The organism is Sinomonas gamaensis (assembly GCF_005876955.1).
Classification (GTDB): domain Bacteria; phylum Actinomycetota; class Actinomycetes; order Actinomycetales; family Micrococcaceae; genus Sinomonas; species Sinomonas gamaensis.
In genome coordinates this window covers 237590-251113 of sequence record NZ_SSCL01000001.1, presented here as the reverse complement: position 1 = coordinate 251113, position 13524 = coordinate 237590, and the positions used below count along the sequence as shown (strand labels likewise).

At 69.2% G+C, this 13524-nt stretch carries 16 protein-coding genes; 3 read left to right on the top strand and 13 right to left on the bottom strand.

All coding sequences use genetic code 11. From position 1 onward, the window contains the following. Positions 1-57: 57 nt before the first annotated feature. From mutM to coaD, 5 genes are all read right to left on the bottom strand, one after another. Positions 58-1017, bottom strand: a complete 960-nt coding sequence (gene mutM, locus E5679_RS01205; protein ID WP_138413271.1) for a bifunctional DNA-formamidopyrimidine glycosylase/DNA-(apurinic or apyrimidinic site) lyase — start codon at positions 1015-1017, stop codon at positions 58-60. Positions 1018-1019: 2 nt separating this feature from the next. Further along, positions 1020-1757: a ribonuclease III gene (gene rnc, locus E5679_RS01200; RefSeq protein WP_138413270.1), complete on the bottom strand. Its 738-nt coding sequence runs from the start codon at positions 1755-1757 to the stop codon at positions 1020-1022. A 28-nt stretch (positions 1758-1785) separates the two neighbouring features. Next, the gene (gene rpmF / locus E5679_RS01195) at positions 1786-1989 is read right to left on the bottom strand and encodes a 50S ribosomal protein L32 (protein WP_138413269.1); all 204 of its coding nucleotides are present in this window, start codon (positions 1987-1989) and stop codon (positions 1786-1788) included. Between the two features lie 29 nt (positions 1990-2018). Beyond that, positions 2019-2549, bottom strand: a complete 531-nt coding sequence (locus E5679_RS01190; protein ID WP_138413268.1) for a YceD family protein — start codon at positions 2547-2549, stop codon at positions 2019-2021. 103 nt (positions 2550-2652) lie between these two features. Continuing rightward, entirely contained in the window at positions 2653-3141 is a 489-nt protein-coding gene (gene coaD, locus E5679_RS01185) for a pantetheine-phosphate adenylyltransferase (protein WP_138413267.1), read from the bottom strand. A gap of 51 nt (positions 3142-3192) precedes the next feature. Here coaD and E5679_RS01180 point away from each other — a divergent pair, with 51 nt between their 5' ends. After that, on the top strand, positions 3193-4389 hold the full coding sequence (locus E5679_RS01180; RefSeq protein ID WP_138413266.1) for an aminotransferase class I/II-fold pyridoxal phosphate-dependent enzyme: 1197 nt from the start codon (positions 3193-3195) through the stop codon (positions 4387-4389). Next, entirely contained in the window at positions 4386-5162 is a 777-nt protein-coding gene (locus tag E5679_RS01175) for a spermidine synthase (protein ID WP_138413265.1), read from the top strand. The genes E5679_RS01180 and E5679_RS01175 overlap by 4 nt, the downstream gene beginning before the upstream one ends. A gap of 20 nt (positions 5163-5182) precedes the next feature. Here E5679_RS01175 and E5679_RS01170 read toward each other — a convergent pair whose 3' ends face one another. The 6 genes from E5679_RS01170 to thiL form a co-directional block, all read right to left on the bottom strand. Then, the gene (locus tag E5679_RS01170) at positions 5183-5371 is read right to left on the bottom strand and encodes a hypothetical protein (RefSeq protein ID WP_138413264.1); all 189 of its coding nucleotides are present in this window, start codon (positions 5369-5371) and stop codon (positions 5183-5185) included. A 32-nt stretch (positions 5372-5403) separates the two neighbouring features. Next, on the bottom strand, positions 5404-5787 hold the full coding sequence (locus tag E5679_RS01165) for a hypothetical protein (RefSeq protein WP_138413263.1): 384 nt from the start codon (positions 5785-5787) through the stop codon (positions 5404-5406). Further along, on the bottom strand, positions 5784-6395 hold the full coding sequence (gene rsmD, locus E5679_RS01160; protein ID WP_138413262.1) for a 16S rRNA (guanine(966)-N(2))-methyltransferase RsmD: 612 nt from the start codon (positions 6393-6395) through the stop codon (positions 5784-5786). Before rsmD ends, E5679_RS01165 begins: the two co-directional genes overlap by 4 nt. A 62-nt stretch (positions 6396-6457) precedes the next feature. After that, positions 6458-8686: an ATP-dependent DNA helicase RecG gene (locus E5679_RS01155; RefSeq protein ID WP_138413261.1), complete on the bottom strand. Its 2229-nt coding sequence runs from the start codon at positions 8684-8686 to the stop codon at positions 6458-6460. Further along, positions 8676-9617, bottom strand: a complete 942-nt coding sequence (locus tag E5679_RS01150) for a DAK2 domain-containing protein (protein ID WP_138413500.1) — start codon at positions 9615-9617, stop codon at positions 8676-8678. The genes E5679_RS01155 and E5679_RS01150 overlap by 11 nt, the downstream gene beginning before the upstream one ends. 34 nt (positions 9618-9651) lie before the next feature. Beyond that, on the bottom strand, positions 9652-10668 hold the full coding sequence (gene thiL, locus E5679_RS01145; RefSeq protein WP_249335870.1) for a thiamine-phosphate kinase: 1017 nt from the start codon (positions 10666-10668) through the stop codon (positions 9652-9654). Between the two features lie 77 nt (positions 10669-10745). On the opposite strand from thiL, the gene E5679_RS01140 reads away from it, so the two are divergent. Next, positions 10746-11330 (top strand): DUF3515 family protein, encoded by a 585-nt coding sequence (locus tag E5679_RS01140; RefSeq protein WP_138413260.1) that lies wholly within the window; start codon positions 10746-10748, stop codon positions 11328-11330. Between the two features lie 24 nt (positions 11331-11354). Here E5679_RS01140 and E5679_RS01135 read toward each other — a convergent pair whose 3' ends face one another. Beyond that, complete coding sequence (locus E5679_RS01135) at positions 11355-12485, bottom strand: D-alanine--D-alanine ligase family protein (protein ID WP_138413259.1); 1131 nt, start codon at positions 12483-12485, stop codon at positions 11355-11357. 1 nt (position 12486) lies between these two features. Then, the gene (locus tag E5679_RS01130) at positions 12487-13494 is read right to left on the bottom strand and encodes an NAD(P)H-dependent glycerol-3-phosphate dehydrogenase (RefSeq protein ID WP_249335895.1); all 1008 of its coding nucleotides are present in this window, start codon (positions 13492-13494) and stop codon (positions 12487-12489) included. Positions 13495-13524 lie beyond the last annotated feature (30 nt).

Here is a 13524-nt window from a genome sequence, read left to right as displayed (position 1 = left end):
TGGCGGCGGTGGGCAATCCTGTTCTGCATTCTGCCACCGGGCATTGACAGTTCTCGGCTACCAGCGCGCGTTGCGGGGCGTCCGCTGGCAGTGGGGGCACCGATACGACGAGCGGTTCATGAACGGCTCGCGGACCATGATGCTGGTGCGGCCTTCCTCAGCGCAGCGCGTGCACGCCCTCCCGGCGCGCCCGTAGGCGGACAGGGAGCGGTCGAAGTAGCCGGAGGCGCCGTTGACGTTGACGTACAGGGAATCGAAGCTCGTGCCCCCCGCCTCGAGAGCCCGTGCCATGACGTCCTGCACCGCCTCGACAAGCCGCCGCGTCTCTGCCCGCCGGAGGGTGTCGGTCGCGCGGGCGTAATGGAGGCGGGCTGCCCAGAGCGCCTCGTCCGCGTAGATATTGCCGATCCCCGAGACGAGCCGCTGGTCCAGAAGCGCCCGCTTGATGCTCGTGCGGCGGGCGCGGAGCCGACGATGGAGCTCGTCCGCGGAGAAGGCCGGATCGAGCGGGTCTCGGGCGATGTGCGCAGCGTCAGCCGCGATGAGCGGCAGGCGCCCTGCTCCGAGGCCGCCCGGGCCGCCGTCGTCCGTTGGAACAAGGGGCACGACCGCGAGGCCTCCGAAGATGCGCTGGTCCACGAAGCGGAGCTCGTCAGGGAGGCCCGGAGCCGCCGAAAGCGTGAGCCGCACTTTGAGGTGCTTCTCGTCCGGCTGCTCGGGGTCCTCGACGAGGAGCTGTCCGCTCATCCCAAGGTGCGCCATGAGCGCCGTGTGCGGGAGTGCGTCGGGACTGTCAACCCGGTCGACGCTGTCAGCCAGCGGGAGCCACAGGAACTTGCCACGACGCACCGCGCCGAGGACGACCGCTCCTTCGAGCTGGCCGCGGAAGTCCTCGGGACCGAGAGTGTGGCGGCGGACGGAGCGGGGATCCAGAACCTCGACACGGTCGATCCGTCGCCCGGCGACCCAGGTCGAGAGGCCGCGGCGCACGACCTCTACTTCGGGGAGTTCGGGCAAGGCTAGACGGATCCGTCGGCGCTCGCGCGCTCGCCGGGGGAGCTGCCGAGGTCACCGGATACGTCCGGGCACAGCACCTTCCAGGCGTCGGCGGCGGAGTGCTGCTCCGCTTCCTTCTTCGAATTGCCGGCTCCGGTGCCGTAGGGGACTCCCCCGATGCTCAGAGTCGCCGTGTAGGTGCGCGCATGGTCGGGTCCATCGCCGACGACGGCGTAGTGGATGTTGCCGAGCTGACGATTCGCGGCCAGTTCCTGGATGTGGGTCTTCCAGTCGGTGCCTGCTCCTAGCACGGCGGCGTCTTCGAGGAGCGGCCCCACGAGCCGCACCACGAGGCGGCGGGCCTCCTCGAGGTCGTTGGACATGTAGGTGGCGCCGATAAGGGCCTCCATGGTGTCCGCGAGGATGGACGACTTGTTCTTGCCGTTGGTCACCTTCTCGCCGTGGCCGAGAAGGATGCACTCCCCGACGCCGAGGCGGCGCGCGATGCTGGCGAGGGCTCGGGTGCTCACGACGGCGGCCCGGCGCTTGGCGAGCTCACCCTCCGATAGGTGCGGGTAGGTGCGGTAGAGGTGATCGGTGACGGAGAAGCCCAGAATCGAGTCCCCGAGGAACTCGAGGCGCTCGTTCGTGGGGATTCCGCCGTTCTCATAGGCGTACGAGCGATGCGTGAGGGCAAGACGAAGCGTCTCGGCGTCGATCTCGACGCCGAGACGCTTCAGAAGCTCATCGCGAGCGGGCATATCGGGCGACTGGCTGTCTTCGAACAGCTCAGGCGTCGGCGACCTTGCGGCCCTTGTACTCCATGAAGAGCGCCGTGCCGGCCGAGTCGGTGACGACCTTCGCCTGGTGCGGGAGGCTGTAGGTCACGCGACCGTTCTCCACGGTCTTGACGAGGGTGGGGACGGACGCCTTCCACTGGGAGCGGCGCGCACGGGTGTTCGAGCGGGACATCTTCCGCTTGGGAACTGCCACTGCTAACTCATTTCTCTTAGGGCCAACACTTATTCATCATTCTGCCGGTCGGGCCTGACCAGATCCGCCAAGGCCGACCACCGCGGGTCGAGGACCTCGTGATGGTGGCCCGGCTCGTCTGCGAGGCGGATCCCGCACTCGGGGCACAGCCCCGGGCAGTCCTCCCGGCACACCGGCTGGAACGGCAGCATGGTTACTACTGCGTCCCGCAACACCGGCTCAAGATCGATGGAATCGTGCTCGACTCGACGTTGCTCTTCATCGTCTTCCCCCTCGGAAGGCACCACGCCCTCGAAGGAGAAAAGCTCTTGCACATCGACGTCGAGACCGTACTCGATAGGATCCAGGCACCGCCCGCACTCGCCGTTTACTTCGACGTGCGCGGTTCCCGATACCAGGATCCCCTCGTGGACGGACTCGAGCCTCAGATCGAGGTCCACGGGGGACCCTTCCCTGACGCCGATGAGCGCCACACCGAGATCACTCGGTGCGGGCACATGCTCTGTGAGTGTCCGCATCATGCCCGGGCTGCGCCCGAGATCCTTGACGTCGACCGTCAAGGGCGAACGATCTTCGCGCTTAATGAGAACTCCTGTAGAACATAGACCGACAAACAATCCTAGCCTGTGCGGCGCCGAGGCCCAAAACGGGGCACCCAGACGGTCACGCCTCGCGCCGGGGAGCCGTCGCATCGAGGCGCGCCAAGACGGCGCGCGGCACGAACTCGGACACGTCCCCGCCGAGATCGTGGACCTCTTTGATCAGGGTCGAAGAGAGGTGCACGTAGTGGGACTCCGCCGCCAAGAATACCGTTTCCACCCCTGAGAGCTGGCGGTTCATGATGGCCATGGGCAGCTCGTAGTCGAAGTCCGACGACGACCGCAGGCCCTTGACGATGGCCGACGCTCCGCGTTCGTGGCAGTACTCGGCCAGCAGGCCCTCCCCCATCGGCTCGACGAGGATGCCGCTGATCGCGCCGAGGGTCCGCCGTGCCATCTCAATCCGTTCGTCCAAACCGAATCGGTACTTCTTCGCGTAGTTCGTGGACACCGCCACGATCACCTCGTCGAACTGGTTCGCGGCACGTGCGATGACTTCGAGGTGGCCGTTGTGGATCGGGTCGAAGGAGCCTGGGCAGACGGCGCGTCTCATGCTGTCAACATACTGCACGGCGCCCGTTCGCCTGGTGGATAGCATGGGCAAATGACTTCCCCTTGGCAACGCACGGCCGCAGGCGCCAACCTCCTGAGTGCCGACGGACGGCTCGGTGTGACGATCTTCGAGGAGATGACAGGCCTCGCCGTCCGGACAGGCGCCATCAATCTGGGGCAGGGGTTCCCCGACGAGGACGGCCCGGCCGAAATGGCGGCGGCCGCGCGGCAGGCGATCGCGGACGGGGCGAACCAATACGCCCCGGGGAAGGGCCTGCCGATCCTGCGGGAAGCAGTCGCAGGCCATCAGCAGCGCTTCTACGGCCTCGACCCGGATCCCGACCGGGAAGTCTTGATCACGACGGGGGCGACAGAAGCCATCGCGGCAGCCGTCCTGGCGTTTGCCGAGCCGGGGGACGAAGTGCTGACCTTCGAGCCGTTCTACGACTCGTACGGGGCGATGATCGCCCTCGCGGGCGCACAGCACGTCACGGTTCCGCTCCACGCGCCGCATTTCCAGCCGGACCTCGGCGAGCTCGCAGCAGCCTTCGGACCCAGCACCAGGCTCGTGATCCTCAACAACCCGCACAATCCCACGGGAGCCGTGTTCGGACGCGAAGTGCTCCAGGCCGTGGTTGACCTCGCTGCCCAGCACGACGCGATCATCATCTCGGACGAGGTGTATGAGCACCTGGTCTTCGGCGAGCCGCACGTACCGGTCGCCACACTTCCCGGAGCCGCCGACCGCACCCTCAGCATCTCGTCGGCAGGGAAGACCTTCTCCTTCACGGGCTGGAAGGTCGGCTGGGTGACGGGGCCCGAGGAGCTCGTTGCGCGCGTGCGCACGGTCAAGCAATTCCTCACCTACAGCTCGGGAACACCGTTTCAGGGTGCAGTCGCACTCGGCCTCGGGCTCCCCGACGACTTCTTCACGGAAGCCGCCGCGACGCTGCGCCGCAAACGGGACATCCTGGCCGAAGGGCTCCGTCAGGCCGGGCTCACGGTCTATCTGCCCGACGGCACGTACTTCATCACGGCGGACACGTCGGCGATCGGCTTCGACGACGCTCTGGACTTGGCTCGCCGCCTGCCCGAGCTCGTGGGCGTCGCAGCGATCCCGGTCTCAGTCTTCTGCCACGAGGACGGCGCGAAGAGGACGCGGTCCCTGCTCCGATTCGCCTTCTGCAAGCAGGAGACCGTGCTCAAGGAGGCAGCCGACAGACTGGCCCGGCTGAGCGAGCTGGTGTGAGCCGCGCCGAGCGCTTCCTCGCAGGGCTCGGAACCCATGCGGCCATAGAGCCTGACGCCTTCGTTCCCGGCGCCTATGTGCTCTCGATCGGCGGTGCGGAGCAGTCCCACGTCGACCTCGCGCATCCGGAGCAGGTCTTCTACGCCTACTTGAGGCGCATGGCGACCGTCCTGGACCTCGCGCGGCCGCCGCAGGAGCCCCTGCGCGTCCTCCACCTCGGCGCGGGCGCCCTCACGCTCGCGCGCTACGTTCAGGCCACGCGCCCCGGCTCCCGGCAGATCGCCGTTGAGCTCGAGAGGGAGCTCCTCGGCTTCGTCCTCGAGCACCTGCCGCTCCCCGAGGGCACCCACCTTGAGACCCAAATCGGCGATGCGCGGTGGGTGCTGCCGGCGCTGCGGCCGGAGGCACCGTTCGACGCCGTCATCCTGGATATCTTCTCGGGTCCCGAGGCCCCCGAGCACCTTGCGAATCAGGACTTCTACGCCGAACTTCGCGAACTGCTGGCCCCCGACGGAGCGCTGCTCGTGAACATCGGCGACGACCCGCCGCTGCGCCTGGTCCGATCGCAGCTCACCGCTCTGCGGACGGTGTTCCCGGAGGTCGCCGCGGCCAGCGAGCCGGAGATCTTCGAGGCCCGCTATCCGGGCAATGTCGTGGCGGTGGCACTCACGCGGCCATGGCCTCCCGGCTGGAGCGAGGCGATAGCCTCGGTCGGGCCTCATCCCACAGAGGTACGGCGGGGCGTCGACTTGGACGGCCTCACGCAGCACTGATCGTCAGGCCGCGCTGATCCTTAGCTTGCGAGCTTCTGCTCGGCCAGTCTCTTGACCCACTCGGGAGTCTCGCGCTTGAGCCGCTCATCGAGGACCACGCGAAGCCGGGCCGCCGCGATCTGGACGCGGCGATCCGAGGCCCCCGGGCGACGCTCCTGCCGCTCGGACTCGGCCGCATGCTTCGGTGCAGGCACCTCGTGCTCGCTCATCGCTCCCCCGTTCCTGACGATTCGGGATCCTCTCATTCAGTATCCCCCGGATCCTCCTCGCCGCCCAGCTCTTCGTCGAGTCCCGCAGCCTCCGCCTCTGCGATCGGGTCGACCCACACGGCATCGAGGAGCCTGAGCTCCTCATCGCTCGCGATGAGTTCACTCTTGGCCAGGCTCGCGAGCACCATCGTGCCCATCGTCTGCATCTGGGGATCCGGGTGAACCGTCGCTTCGAGGGCCCACTCCGTGCGCCTCCAGAACTCTGCCCGACGATCGGCATAGGAGCGCTGGCGGATGGTGTTCAGGCCGACAATCGCGGCCACGACCGCGGCGGCGAGGGTCCCGATGGGGGCGAACGCCGCCAGGATGTCCCACCACTGCGGGCCGGCCGCTGCGGTCTGCTCGAGAAGCCTCACGCGCCCTCCGCGGCGTCGAGCCGCGCGGCCGCCGACTCTGCTGGCGCGGGCTCGGCGAACCAGAGGCGGGTCTCCCCATATTTGCGGTCAGCATAGTGAGTCAGCCCTTCCGGCCAGTCTGGCTCGGGCGAGCGGGCGGAGCGTTCGACGACGACGATGGCGTCGGGCGCGAGACGGAGGGCGACGGCGGAGAGCACCGCGGCGAGTTGGCCCTCTCCCAGCGGGTACGGCGGATCCATCAGGACAAGGTCCCAGTGGGGGCCGGGTGGCACCCGCTCGAGAAAGGTCGACACTTTGGAACGGCGCACGGTGACGGCGCGGCGGCCCACGGCGTCGTTGACAGTGCGCGCATTGCGCTCGCACACCTGGGCGGCCTTGGCCTCCGACTCGACGAGTTCGACGGTCGAGGCGCCGCGGCTGGCCGCCTCGACCCCCAGGGCTCCGGAGCCCGCGAAGAGGTCGAGCACCCGCGCCCGCTGAACCATGCCGAGCGCATCGAGCCGAGAAAAGAGCGCCTCCTTCACACGGTCCGTGGTGGGCCGCGTGGCCGAACCGGGAACGGACGCGAGCGGCACTCCGCCGGCGATCCCCGCGATGATCCTGCTCATGCCGCCATCCTCCTCATCGTGAACGTTCCTGTCCCGGCGTTTCAGCAAGACGTGGTCCTGTCTTACCCACGTTCGAGGAACACCTCCCTTTCTGGATCGAGGTAGTCGTCGATGGCGGAGGCGAGTTCGGGATGGTGTTTGAGCTCCGGGTCCTCGGAGACGAGTCCGAGCGCGTCGTCGCGCGCGCTTTCGATGACGTCGACGTCGCGCAGGACCCGCAGGAGGCGGAGCGTCGAGCGGCGGCCGGACTGGCTCGACCCGAGGATGTCGCCCTCGCGGCGAAACTCGAGATCCTTCTGCGCGAGCTCGAACCCGTCTGTGCTCGCCGCGACGGCCGCTAGGCGTTCGCGACTCGGGTGACCGGGCTCAAGCCTCGTCACCAACAGGCAGGTGCCCGCGTGGCCTCCGCGCCCGACCCGTCCGCGCAGCTGATGGAGCTGGGCGATGCCGAAGCGGTCGGCGTCGAGGATGACCATGAGCGTGGCGTTCGGCACATCGACACCGACTTCGACGACCGTCGTCGCGACGAGAACGCCGGTCTCGCCCACCGCGAAGGAACGCATCGCCGCCGTCTTGGCCTCGGTGTCGAGCCTCCCGTGCAGGATGCCGACCTGTACGCCCTCGAGCGCAGCTTCGGACGCGAGCTGCTCGGCGACCTCCACGACCGAGATCGGCCGGAGGTCAGGCTCGGAAGCAGAAGCCGCGAGCGCCGTTCCGCCCCACGTGGCCTCGTCAAGCGCCTCGAGGTCACCGTCATCGAGTCCGATCGCGGGACACACAACATAGACCTGCCGCCCGGCGTCGACCTCTTCCCGCGCCCGCTGCCAGATGCGTCGCTCCCACGTGGGGTTCTCGACGAGCCCCACAGTGTGCGTGGCGATGGGCGAGCGACCCGCGGGAAGCTCCCGGAGGACCGACGTCTCGAGGTCCCCGAAGACCGTCATCGCCACCGTGCGCGGGATCGGCGTCGCCGTCATGACCAGCAGGTGCGGTGTCGCGAGGCTCTTTGCCCGGAGCGCGTCGCGCTGCTCGACGCCGAAACGGTGTTGCTCGTCCACGACCACGAGTCCGAGGTCGGCGAACTGGACGTGCTCCGAGAGGAGCGCGTGGGTCCCGACGACGATTCCCGCCTGACCGCTGGCCGCGGCAAGCAGGCTTCGCTTCTTCTCCGCGGCGGACTGGGAGCCGGTGAGCAGCGCAACCTCGACGCCATCGGCGTCGCCCAGGAGGCCGTCGCGCACGAGCGGACCCAGCGTGGTGCGGATGGAGGCATAGTGCTGGGCCGCGAGAACCTCGGTGGGGGCAAGCAGAGCCGCCTGACCGCCGTCGTCCACGACCTGGAGCATCGCGCGAAGCGCCACGACTGTCTTGCCCGAGCCCACCTCGCCCTGCAGGAGGCGGTTCATCGGATGATTCTCGGCGAGCTCCCTGGCGAGGAGCTCGCCGACCTCGCGCTGTCCCGCCGTCAGCTCGAACGGCAGATTCCGGTCGAAGGCCTCGAGCAGTCCGCCCCTGCGGGCGGGACTGGGACGCGACGGGAGGGCGGCATGCTGCGCCTTGCGGCGCGCGAGCGCCGTCTGAAGGACGAGCGCCTCCTCGTAGCGGAATCGCTTCTGCGCCGCGCGCCACGCGGCATCCGTCTCGGGCTCGTGGATCATGCGGAAGGCATCCGCGACACCCGGAAGGCGGTACTTGAGCCGGAGATCGGGAGGAAGCGCCTCGGGGACGGAGTCGAGGTCGACCTGGCCGAGGACGGTGCCGACCGCCTTCGCGATCGTCCAGCTCGGGATCGAACCGGTGGCCGGATAAACAGGAATGGGGCGCCCCGCGAGCCGGGCGGCGGCTTCGGCGCTGAACTCCTCCGGGTCGAGCAGCTCGTAGATGGGGTTGGTGAGCTGGAGCTTCCCCCGATAGGCCGTCACTCGGCCAGAGAACATCGCCACGACGCCCCGGGTGAGCTGCTTCTGTGCCGAATACCCGTTGAAGAACGTCAGCGAGAGGGTGCTGGGTCCGCTGCTCGCCCCCGGCCGGTCGCTGACCAGCACCTCGGTGATGCTCCCCTTCCGGGTGTTCATCCGTCGGCTCGTGGAGGACACAACCTGTGCCACAAGCGTGACGTCCTCGTCGAGGGGCAGCTCCCGGATCGGCGTCAGCTCACCGCGCGCAAGATAGCGGCGTGGGAAGTGGTGAAGCAGGTCGCCTGCCGTGTCGAGGCCCAGCTGCTCGCGGAACTTCTTTGCGCTCCGCGCGCCGATGAGACGGTCGAGCGTGGTATTGCGGTCAGACGGCATCGGAGTGCAGTTCGGTGAAGGAGACCCGTTCGGGTTCCCCAACGCGGCGGATCTCCGCGAGGGCGGCCTCGGGATCTATGACGTGGACGTGGACCCGCCAGCGGACGCATCCCGAGTCCTCGTCCAACGTCCCCAGCGGACTCATGATGACGGACTCGCCGAGTTCGTCGAGGCGGTGCCTGAGACCCGCCGCGTCGAGCGGGCTGAGCGTGATGGTGCACATGAGTTCGACCCCCTCGGCGGGCGGCTGATCCCCATGGATGTGGGGGTCCTGCACGTGGTATCCATGCAGCGCATCGAGCACGGGCTCGGCAAGCCCCTCGCCCAGCACGGCGGACCGGAGCGCTCCGAGGACGAGGAGGAGCCCGACCGCTCCCGCATCGACGACTTTCGCGTCGTGCAGCGTGGCGAGCTGGCCCTCCGTGTCGACGACAGCGTGGACCGCCGCGTCGATGACGTCGCCCAGGACGCGGGAAAGCGTCGCGTTGCTGTCCGCCCCTGCGGCGTCCGCACTGGCGGCGGCTTCGGCCGCCGCAACAGCCGCGGACCCGAGCACCGAGAGCATGGTGCCTTCGACGGGCTCGCTCAGGGCCGACCACGCACGGATCTCGCTCCGGTGGAGTGCCTCTGCCAACAGGGGGCCCGTGAGGCGCGTCTGGCCCGCGAGCGGCACTGCGAACGCGTCGAGGAAGACGGCGAGGAGCGTCCCGGAATTGCCTCGGGCTTCCTCCATGGCCGCTCGCGCGCCGGCCGCGACGACCGTACCGAGGTCCACGCTGTCGCATTCCGCGGCCGCGGTGGCGGCCGCGTGTGCGGTGAGATAGAGATTGGTGCCGGTATCGCCGTCGGGCACAGGGAAGATGTTGATCGCGTTGAGGCGATCACTGTGGTTCGCGAGCACTGTCTCCGCAACGCCCAGCCACCGGCGCATCGCCGCGGCGTTCGACGCCGTCTTCGCGGCGTTTCTACCTGGCAAAGTGGTCCCATCCCCTCGTCGCCGCCGGCTTGCCTCCGATGGATACCGCGGACTTCCCTCCGTCGGCTGGCATCACCGAGCCTATCGCAGTGAAGCCATGCGGAAGCTGTGTTCCACTGGGGAAAGCCGCGAGGAGTCCATGGTCCTCGCCTCCGCCCAGAACCCACTCGAGCGCATCCCCTCCGAGCAGTTCGGAGGCGGGGCGCAGTGCTTCCGCCGCCGCGGCGAGGATGTCCGGATCGAGGTCGAGGCGCACGTTGCTGGCCCCGGCCATTCGCCCCGCGTCCTTGAGCAGCCCGTCGGAGAGGTCCATGAGCGCACTCGCCCCGCTCCGGGCGGCCGCGGGACCTGCCGCGAGGGGCGGGACCGGACGGCACTGCAGGGCAACGAGCGCCCGCATCGCCGCATCGAGCGCACGATACTCCGGCCCGCGCTCGAGGAGCGCGAGCCCCGCGGCTGCCGGACCGAGCGAGCCGGCGACCGCGAGCACGTCTCCGGGGCGAGCGCCGCTGCGCAGGACGGGTTCGCGCCCCTCGAGGCTCCCGAGCACGGTGGCCGTCACGGACAGCTCTTCTCCGCGGCCAAGGTCCCCTCCCGCAAGCGCGCAACGGGTAGCTCCCAGCCCGGCGACAGCTTCCGCAAGACCGTCCGCGAAGTCTTCGACCCAGCCGACCTCGGTCGCCGCCGGGAGCGTGAGGCTCACGACGATCCCGGTCGCAACACCGCCCATGGCGTTGATGTCGCTCAGGTTCTGGGCCGCGGCCTTCCATCCGACGTCGCGCCCAGTGTGCCGGTAGCCGTTGGGCCACACCAGGCGGAAGTCGGAGTCCTGGGTCTGGGTGTCGGTGCTGACTACGACGCGCCCGTCGTCGGCGGCGAGCACCGCGGCGTCGTCGCCCGGGCCCAGCAGCGCGGGCGGGCCCCCAGCGAGCCGGGGCAGGATGCGGTCAAGGAGCTCCCCCTCGCTCAGCTCGCCGACGGTCAGGGGCAGCGGGGACGTGCGCACCAGTCCAGCCTAGTAGTCTGGGGAGAGGCCCGGCTGTTCCGGACACACCCCTTCACCGTCCTGAGGAGAACGACGTCATGCGCGCATCGGCGATTCTTTCCGCCCTCGCGCTCGCAGTCTCGCTGTCCGCCTGCAGTGCCCCTGTCGCCGTCGAGCCCGCTCCTGACGCCGCCAACCCGGCCTGCGCGCCGGAGATGATTGCCGTCCCCGATTCCATCGGCGACGCATCGCTGCGCAAGACCACCAGCCAGGCGACTGCCGTCTGGGGCGACCCGGCCGCCGTCGTCCTCCGGTGCGGCGTCGCCTCGCCGGGCCCCACCACGGATCGCTGCGTCACCGTCAACGGAGTCGACTGGGTTATCCGCGAAACCTCGCCCACGGCCAGCTCCTCGCCGAGTAGGCAGGCTTCGCCTAGCGCACAGCCTCAGCCGAGTTCGCAGGCCCGGCCGAGTGCGCAGCCGACGGCGGCGGCGGACGACGGCGCGAACGGCACCTACATCCTGACGACCTTCGGGCGGACGCCGGCAACAGAACTTGTCCTCGATACGTCCAAGATCAGCTCCGCGACCGTCCTCGCGTCCCTCGCCTCGGCCGTGGCCAAGGTTCCGCAGACCGCAAAGTGCGTGGGCCAGGCCGAGGTCGCCCAGCTCCCGCAGGGCTGAGGGGCGGCGAGGCTGGTCCCGGCGCTACCGCAGGCCCGTGGGCCGTTCGAGCGCGAGCTGGATGAGCTCGTCGATGAGGTCGTGGTACGAGAGGCCCGTCGCCGCCCACATCTGGGGGTACATGCTGATCGGCGTGAAGCCGGGCATCGTGTTGATCTCGTTGATGATGAGCTCGCCCTCGGGCGTGTAGAAGAAGTCGACCCGGCTGAGGCCCTCGGCCGAGACCGCATCGAAGGCGATCGCCGCCTGCTCGCGGACCCGCGCGATGGCCTCCTCTGGAAGGTCGGCGGGGCAGCTCAGGGCGGCAGCGTTGTCCTCCACGTACTTTGCCTCGAAGTCGTAGAACGCGTGCGCCGGGCCCTGGACCACGATCTCGCCCGGCAGGGAGGTCCGGGGGGGCTCGCTCCCCCGCCCCTCGAGGACGCCGCACTCGATCTCGCGTCCCGTGATCCCGGCCTCGATGACGATCCGGAGATCGTGCCGGCGCGCCTCGGCGATCGCGGCAGCTAGGTCCTCGGGCCGCTCGACGCGACTGATCCCGACCGAGGAACCGGCCCGGCAGGGCTTCACGAAGACGGGGTATCCGAGGCGGTCGACGGCGGCGCGCACCCCGTCGGGGTCGCGGCGCCATTCCTTGTCGGTCACGGCGATGTAAGGGCCCACCGTCAACCCGGCAGCCTTGAACGCGACCTTCATGAAGTGCTTGTCCATGCCCACGGCCGAAGCGAGGACTCCCGCGCCGACGTAGCGCACATCGGCCAGCTCGAGGAGTCCCTGGACGGTGCCGTCCTCGCCGAAGGCGCCGTGGAGAAGGGGGAACACGACGTCGACGTCGCCCAGCTCCCTCGGCACTTCGTTGGGGCGGGTCACCACGAGCCCCGGCCGTCCGGCGCCGCCCGCGAGCCGCACGGTCTCGGCGCCCGGCCGCACTTCGGGCATCTGTCCCGCGTTGAGTGCCCACTGCTGCCAGTCGCCGTCGCTGAGGACCCACTGGCCGTCTTTGGCGATGCCGACCGGCACCACCTCGTACTTGTCCTTGTCGATCGCGTTCATGACGCCCGCGGCGGTGACGCAGCTGACGGCGTGTTCGCTCGACCGCCCTCCGAACAGGAGCGCGACGCGGACCTTTCGCCCGGACGATGCAGGGAGGGACACGCTATCCGCCTTCCGACTTGAGCTCCCGCGCGAGCAGGAGCGATTCGAGCTGGTTCACCTCGAGGTGCCCGGCGAGCACGCCGACCACCGCTTCGGTGATGGGCATCTCCACGCCCACGCGCCGCGCGAGCTCGCGCACGGCTGGCGCGGACTTGATGCCCTCCGCCACCTGGGTCATGTGGCTGCCGAGTTCTTCGACGCTGAAGCCCTGCCCGAGCAGGGTTCCCGCCGTGTGGTTGCGCGAGAGCTTGGAGGCGCAGGTCGCCACGAGATCGCCCAGACCCGCAAGGCCGGCCAAGGTCTGGGGGTCCGCGCCGAGGGCCACGGCCAGACGAGTGGTCTCGGCGAGGCCGCGCGTCATGACGGAGGCCTTCGTGTTGTCGCCCATGCCCTTGCCCTCGCAGATCCCGACACACAGGGCGATGACGTTCTTGACGATGCCGCCGATTTCCGCCCCGACGACGTCGGTCGAGGTGTAGGGGCGGAAATAGGGTGCGGTACACACGCGGGCGATGCGAAGCGCGAGGCCCTCGTCCGAGCAGGCGACGACCGACGCGGTGGGCTCGCGCCGCGCTATCTCCATGGCGAGGTTCGGACCTGAGAGAACGGCGATGCGGTCGGCGGGCACCCCTGCGACCTCGGTGATGACTTCGCTCATCCTCAGATCGCTGCCCGCCTCGAGGCCCTTCATGAGTGACATCACCACGCCACCGGAGGGAAGGAGCCCACGCCATTGCGCGAGCTGACCCCGCAGTGACTGGGCGGGAACGGCGAACACCACCAGCCCCGCGCCGGCCATCGCCTCGGCCGGGTCCGTGGTGGCGACGATGCCGTCGGGAAGCTCGATGTCCCCGAGGTATCGCTCATTGCGCCGGCGGTTGATGTCCGCGATCGTCTCCGGATTGCGGCCCCAGATGGTGATCCGGCGGGTCACGCCGCTCGCTGCCGCGGCGTCGGCGAGCACCTTCGCAAACGTCGTCCCCCAGCTTCCCGCGCCGAAGACGGCGATGGTCCCGAAGTCCGGGCCCCCTTTGCCGTG

Coding starts and splice junctions, on each gene's coding strand:
- E5679_RS01180 (WP_138413266.1), top strand. CDS start 3,193: ATGACTTCCCCTTGGCAACGCACGGCCGCAGGCGCCAACCTCCTGAGT.
- E5679_RS01170 (WP_138413264.1), bottom strand. CDS start 5,371: ATGAGCGAGCACGAGGTGCCTGCACCGAAGCATGCGGCCGAGTCCGAG.
- E5679_RS01155 (WP_138413261.1), bottom strand. CDS start 8,686: ATGCCGTCTGACCGCAATACCACGCTCGACCGTCTCATCGGCGCGCGG.
- coaD (WP_138413267.1), bottom strand. CDS start 3,141: ATGAGACGCGCCGTCTGCCCAGGCTCCTTCGACCCGATCCACAACGGC.
- E5679_RS01150 (WP_138413500.1), bottom strand. CDS start 9,617: ATGCGCCGGTGGCTGGGCGTTGCGGAGACAGTGCTCGCGAACCACAGT.
- rnc (WP_138413270.1), bottom strand. CDS start 1,757: ATGCCCGCTCGCGATGAGCTTCTGAAGCGTCTCGGCGTCGAGATCGAC.
- E5679_RS01140 (WP_138413260.1), top strand. CDS start 10,746: ATGCGCGCATCGGCGATTCTTTCCGCCCTCGCGCTCGCAGTCTCGCTG.
- rsmD (WP_138413262.1), bottom strand. CDS start 6,395: ATGAGCAGGATCATCGCGGGGATCGCCGGCGGAGTGCCGCTCGCGTCC.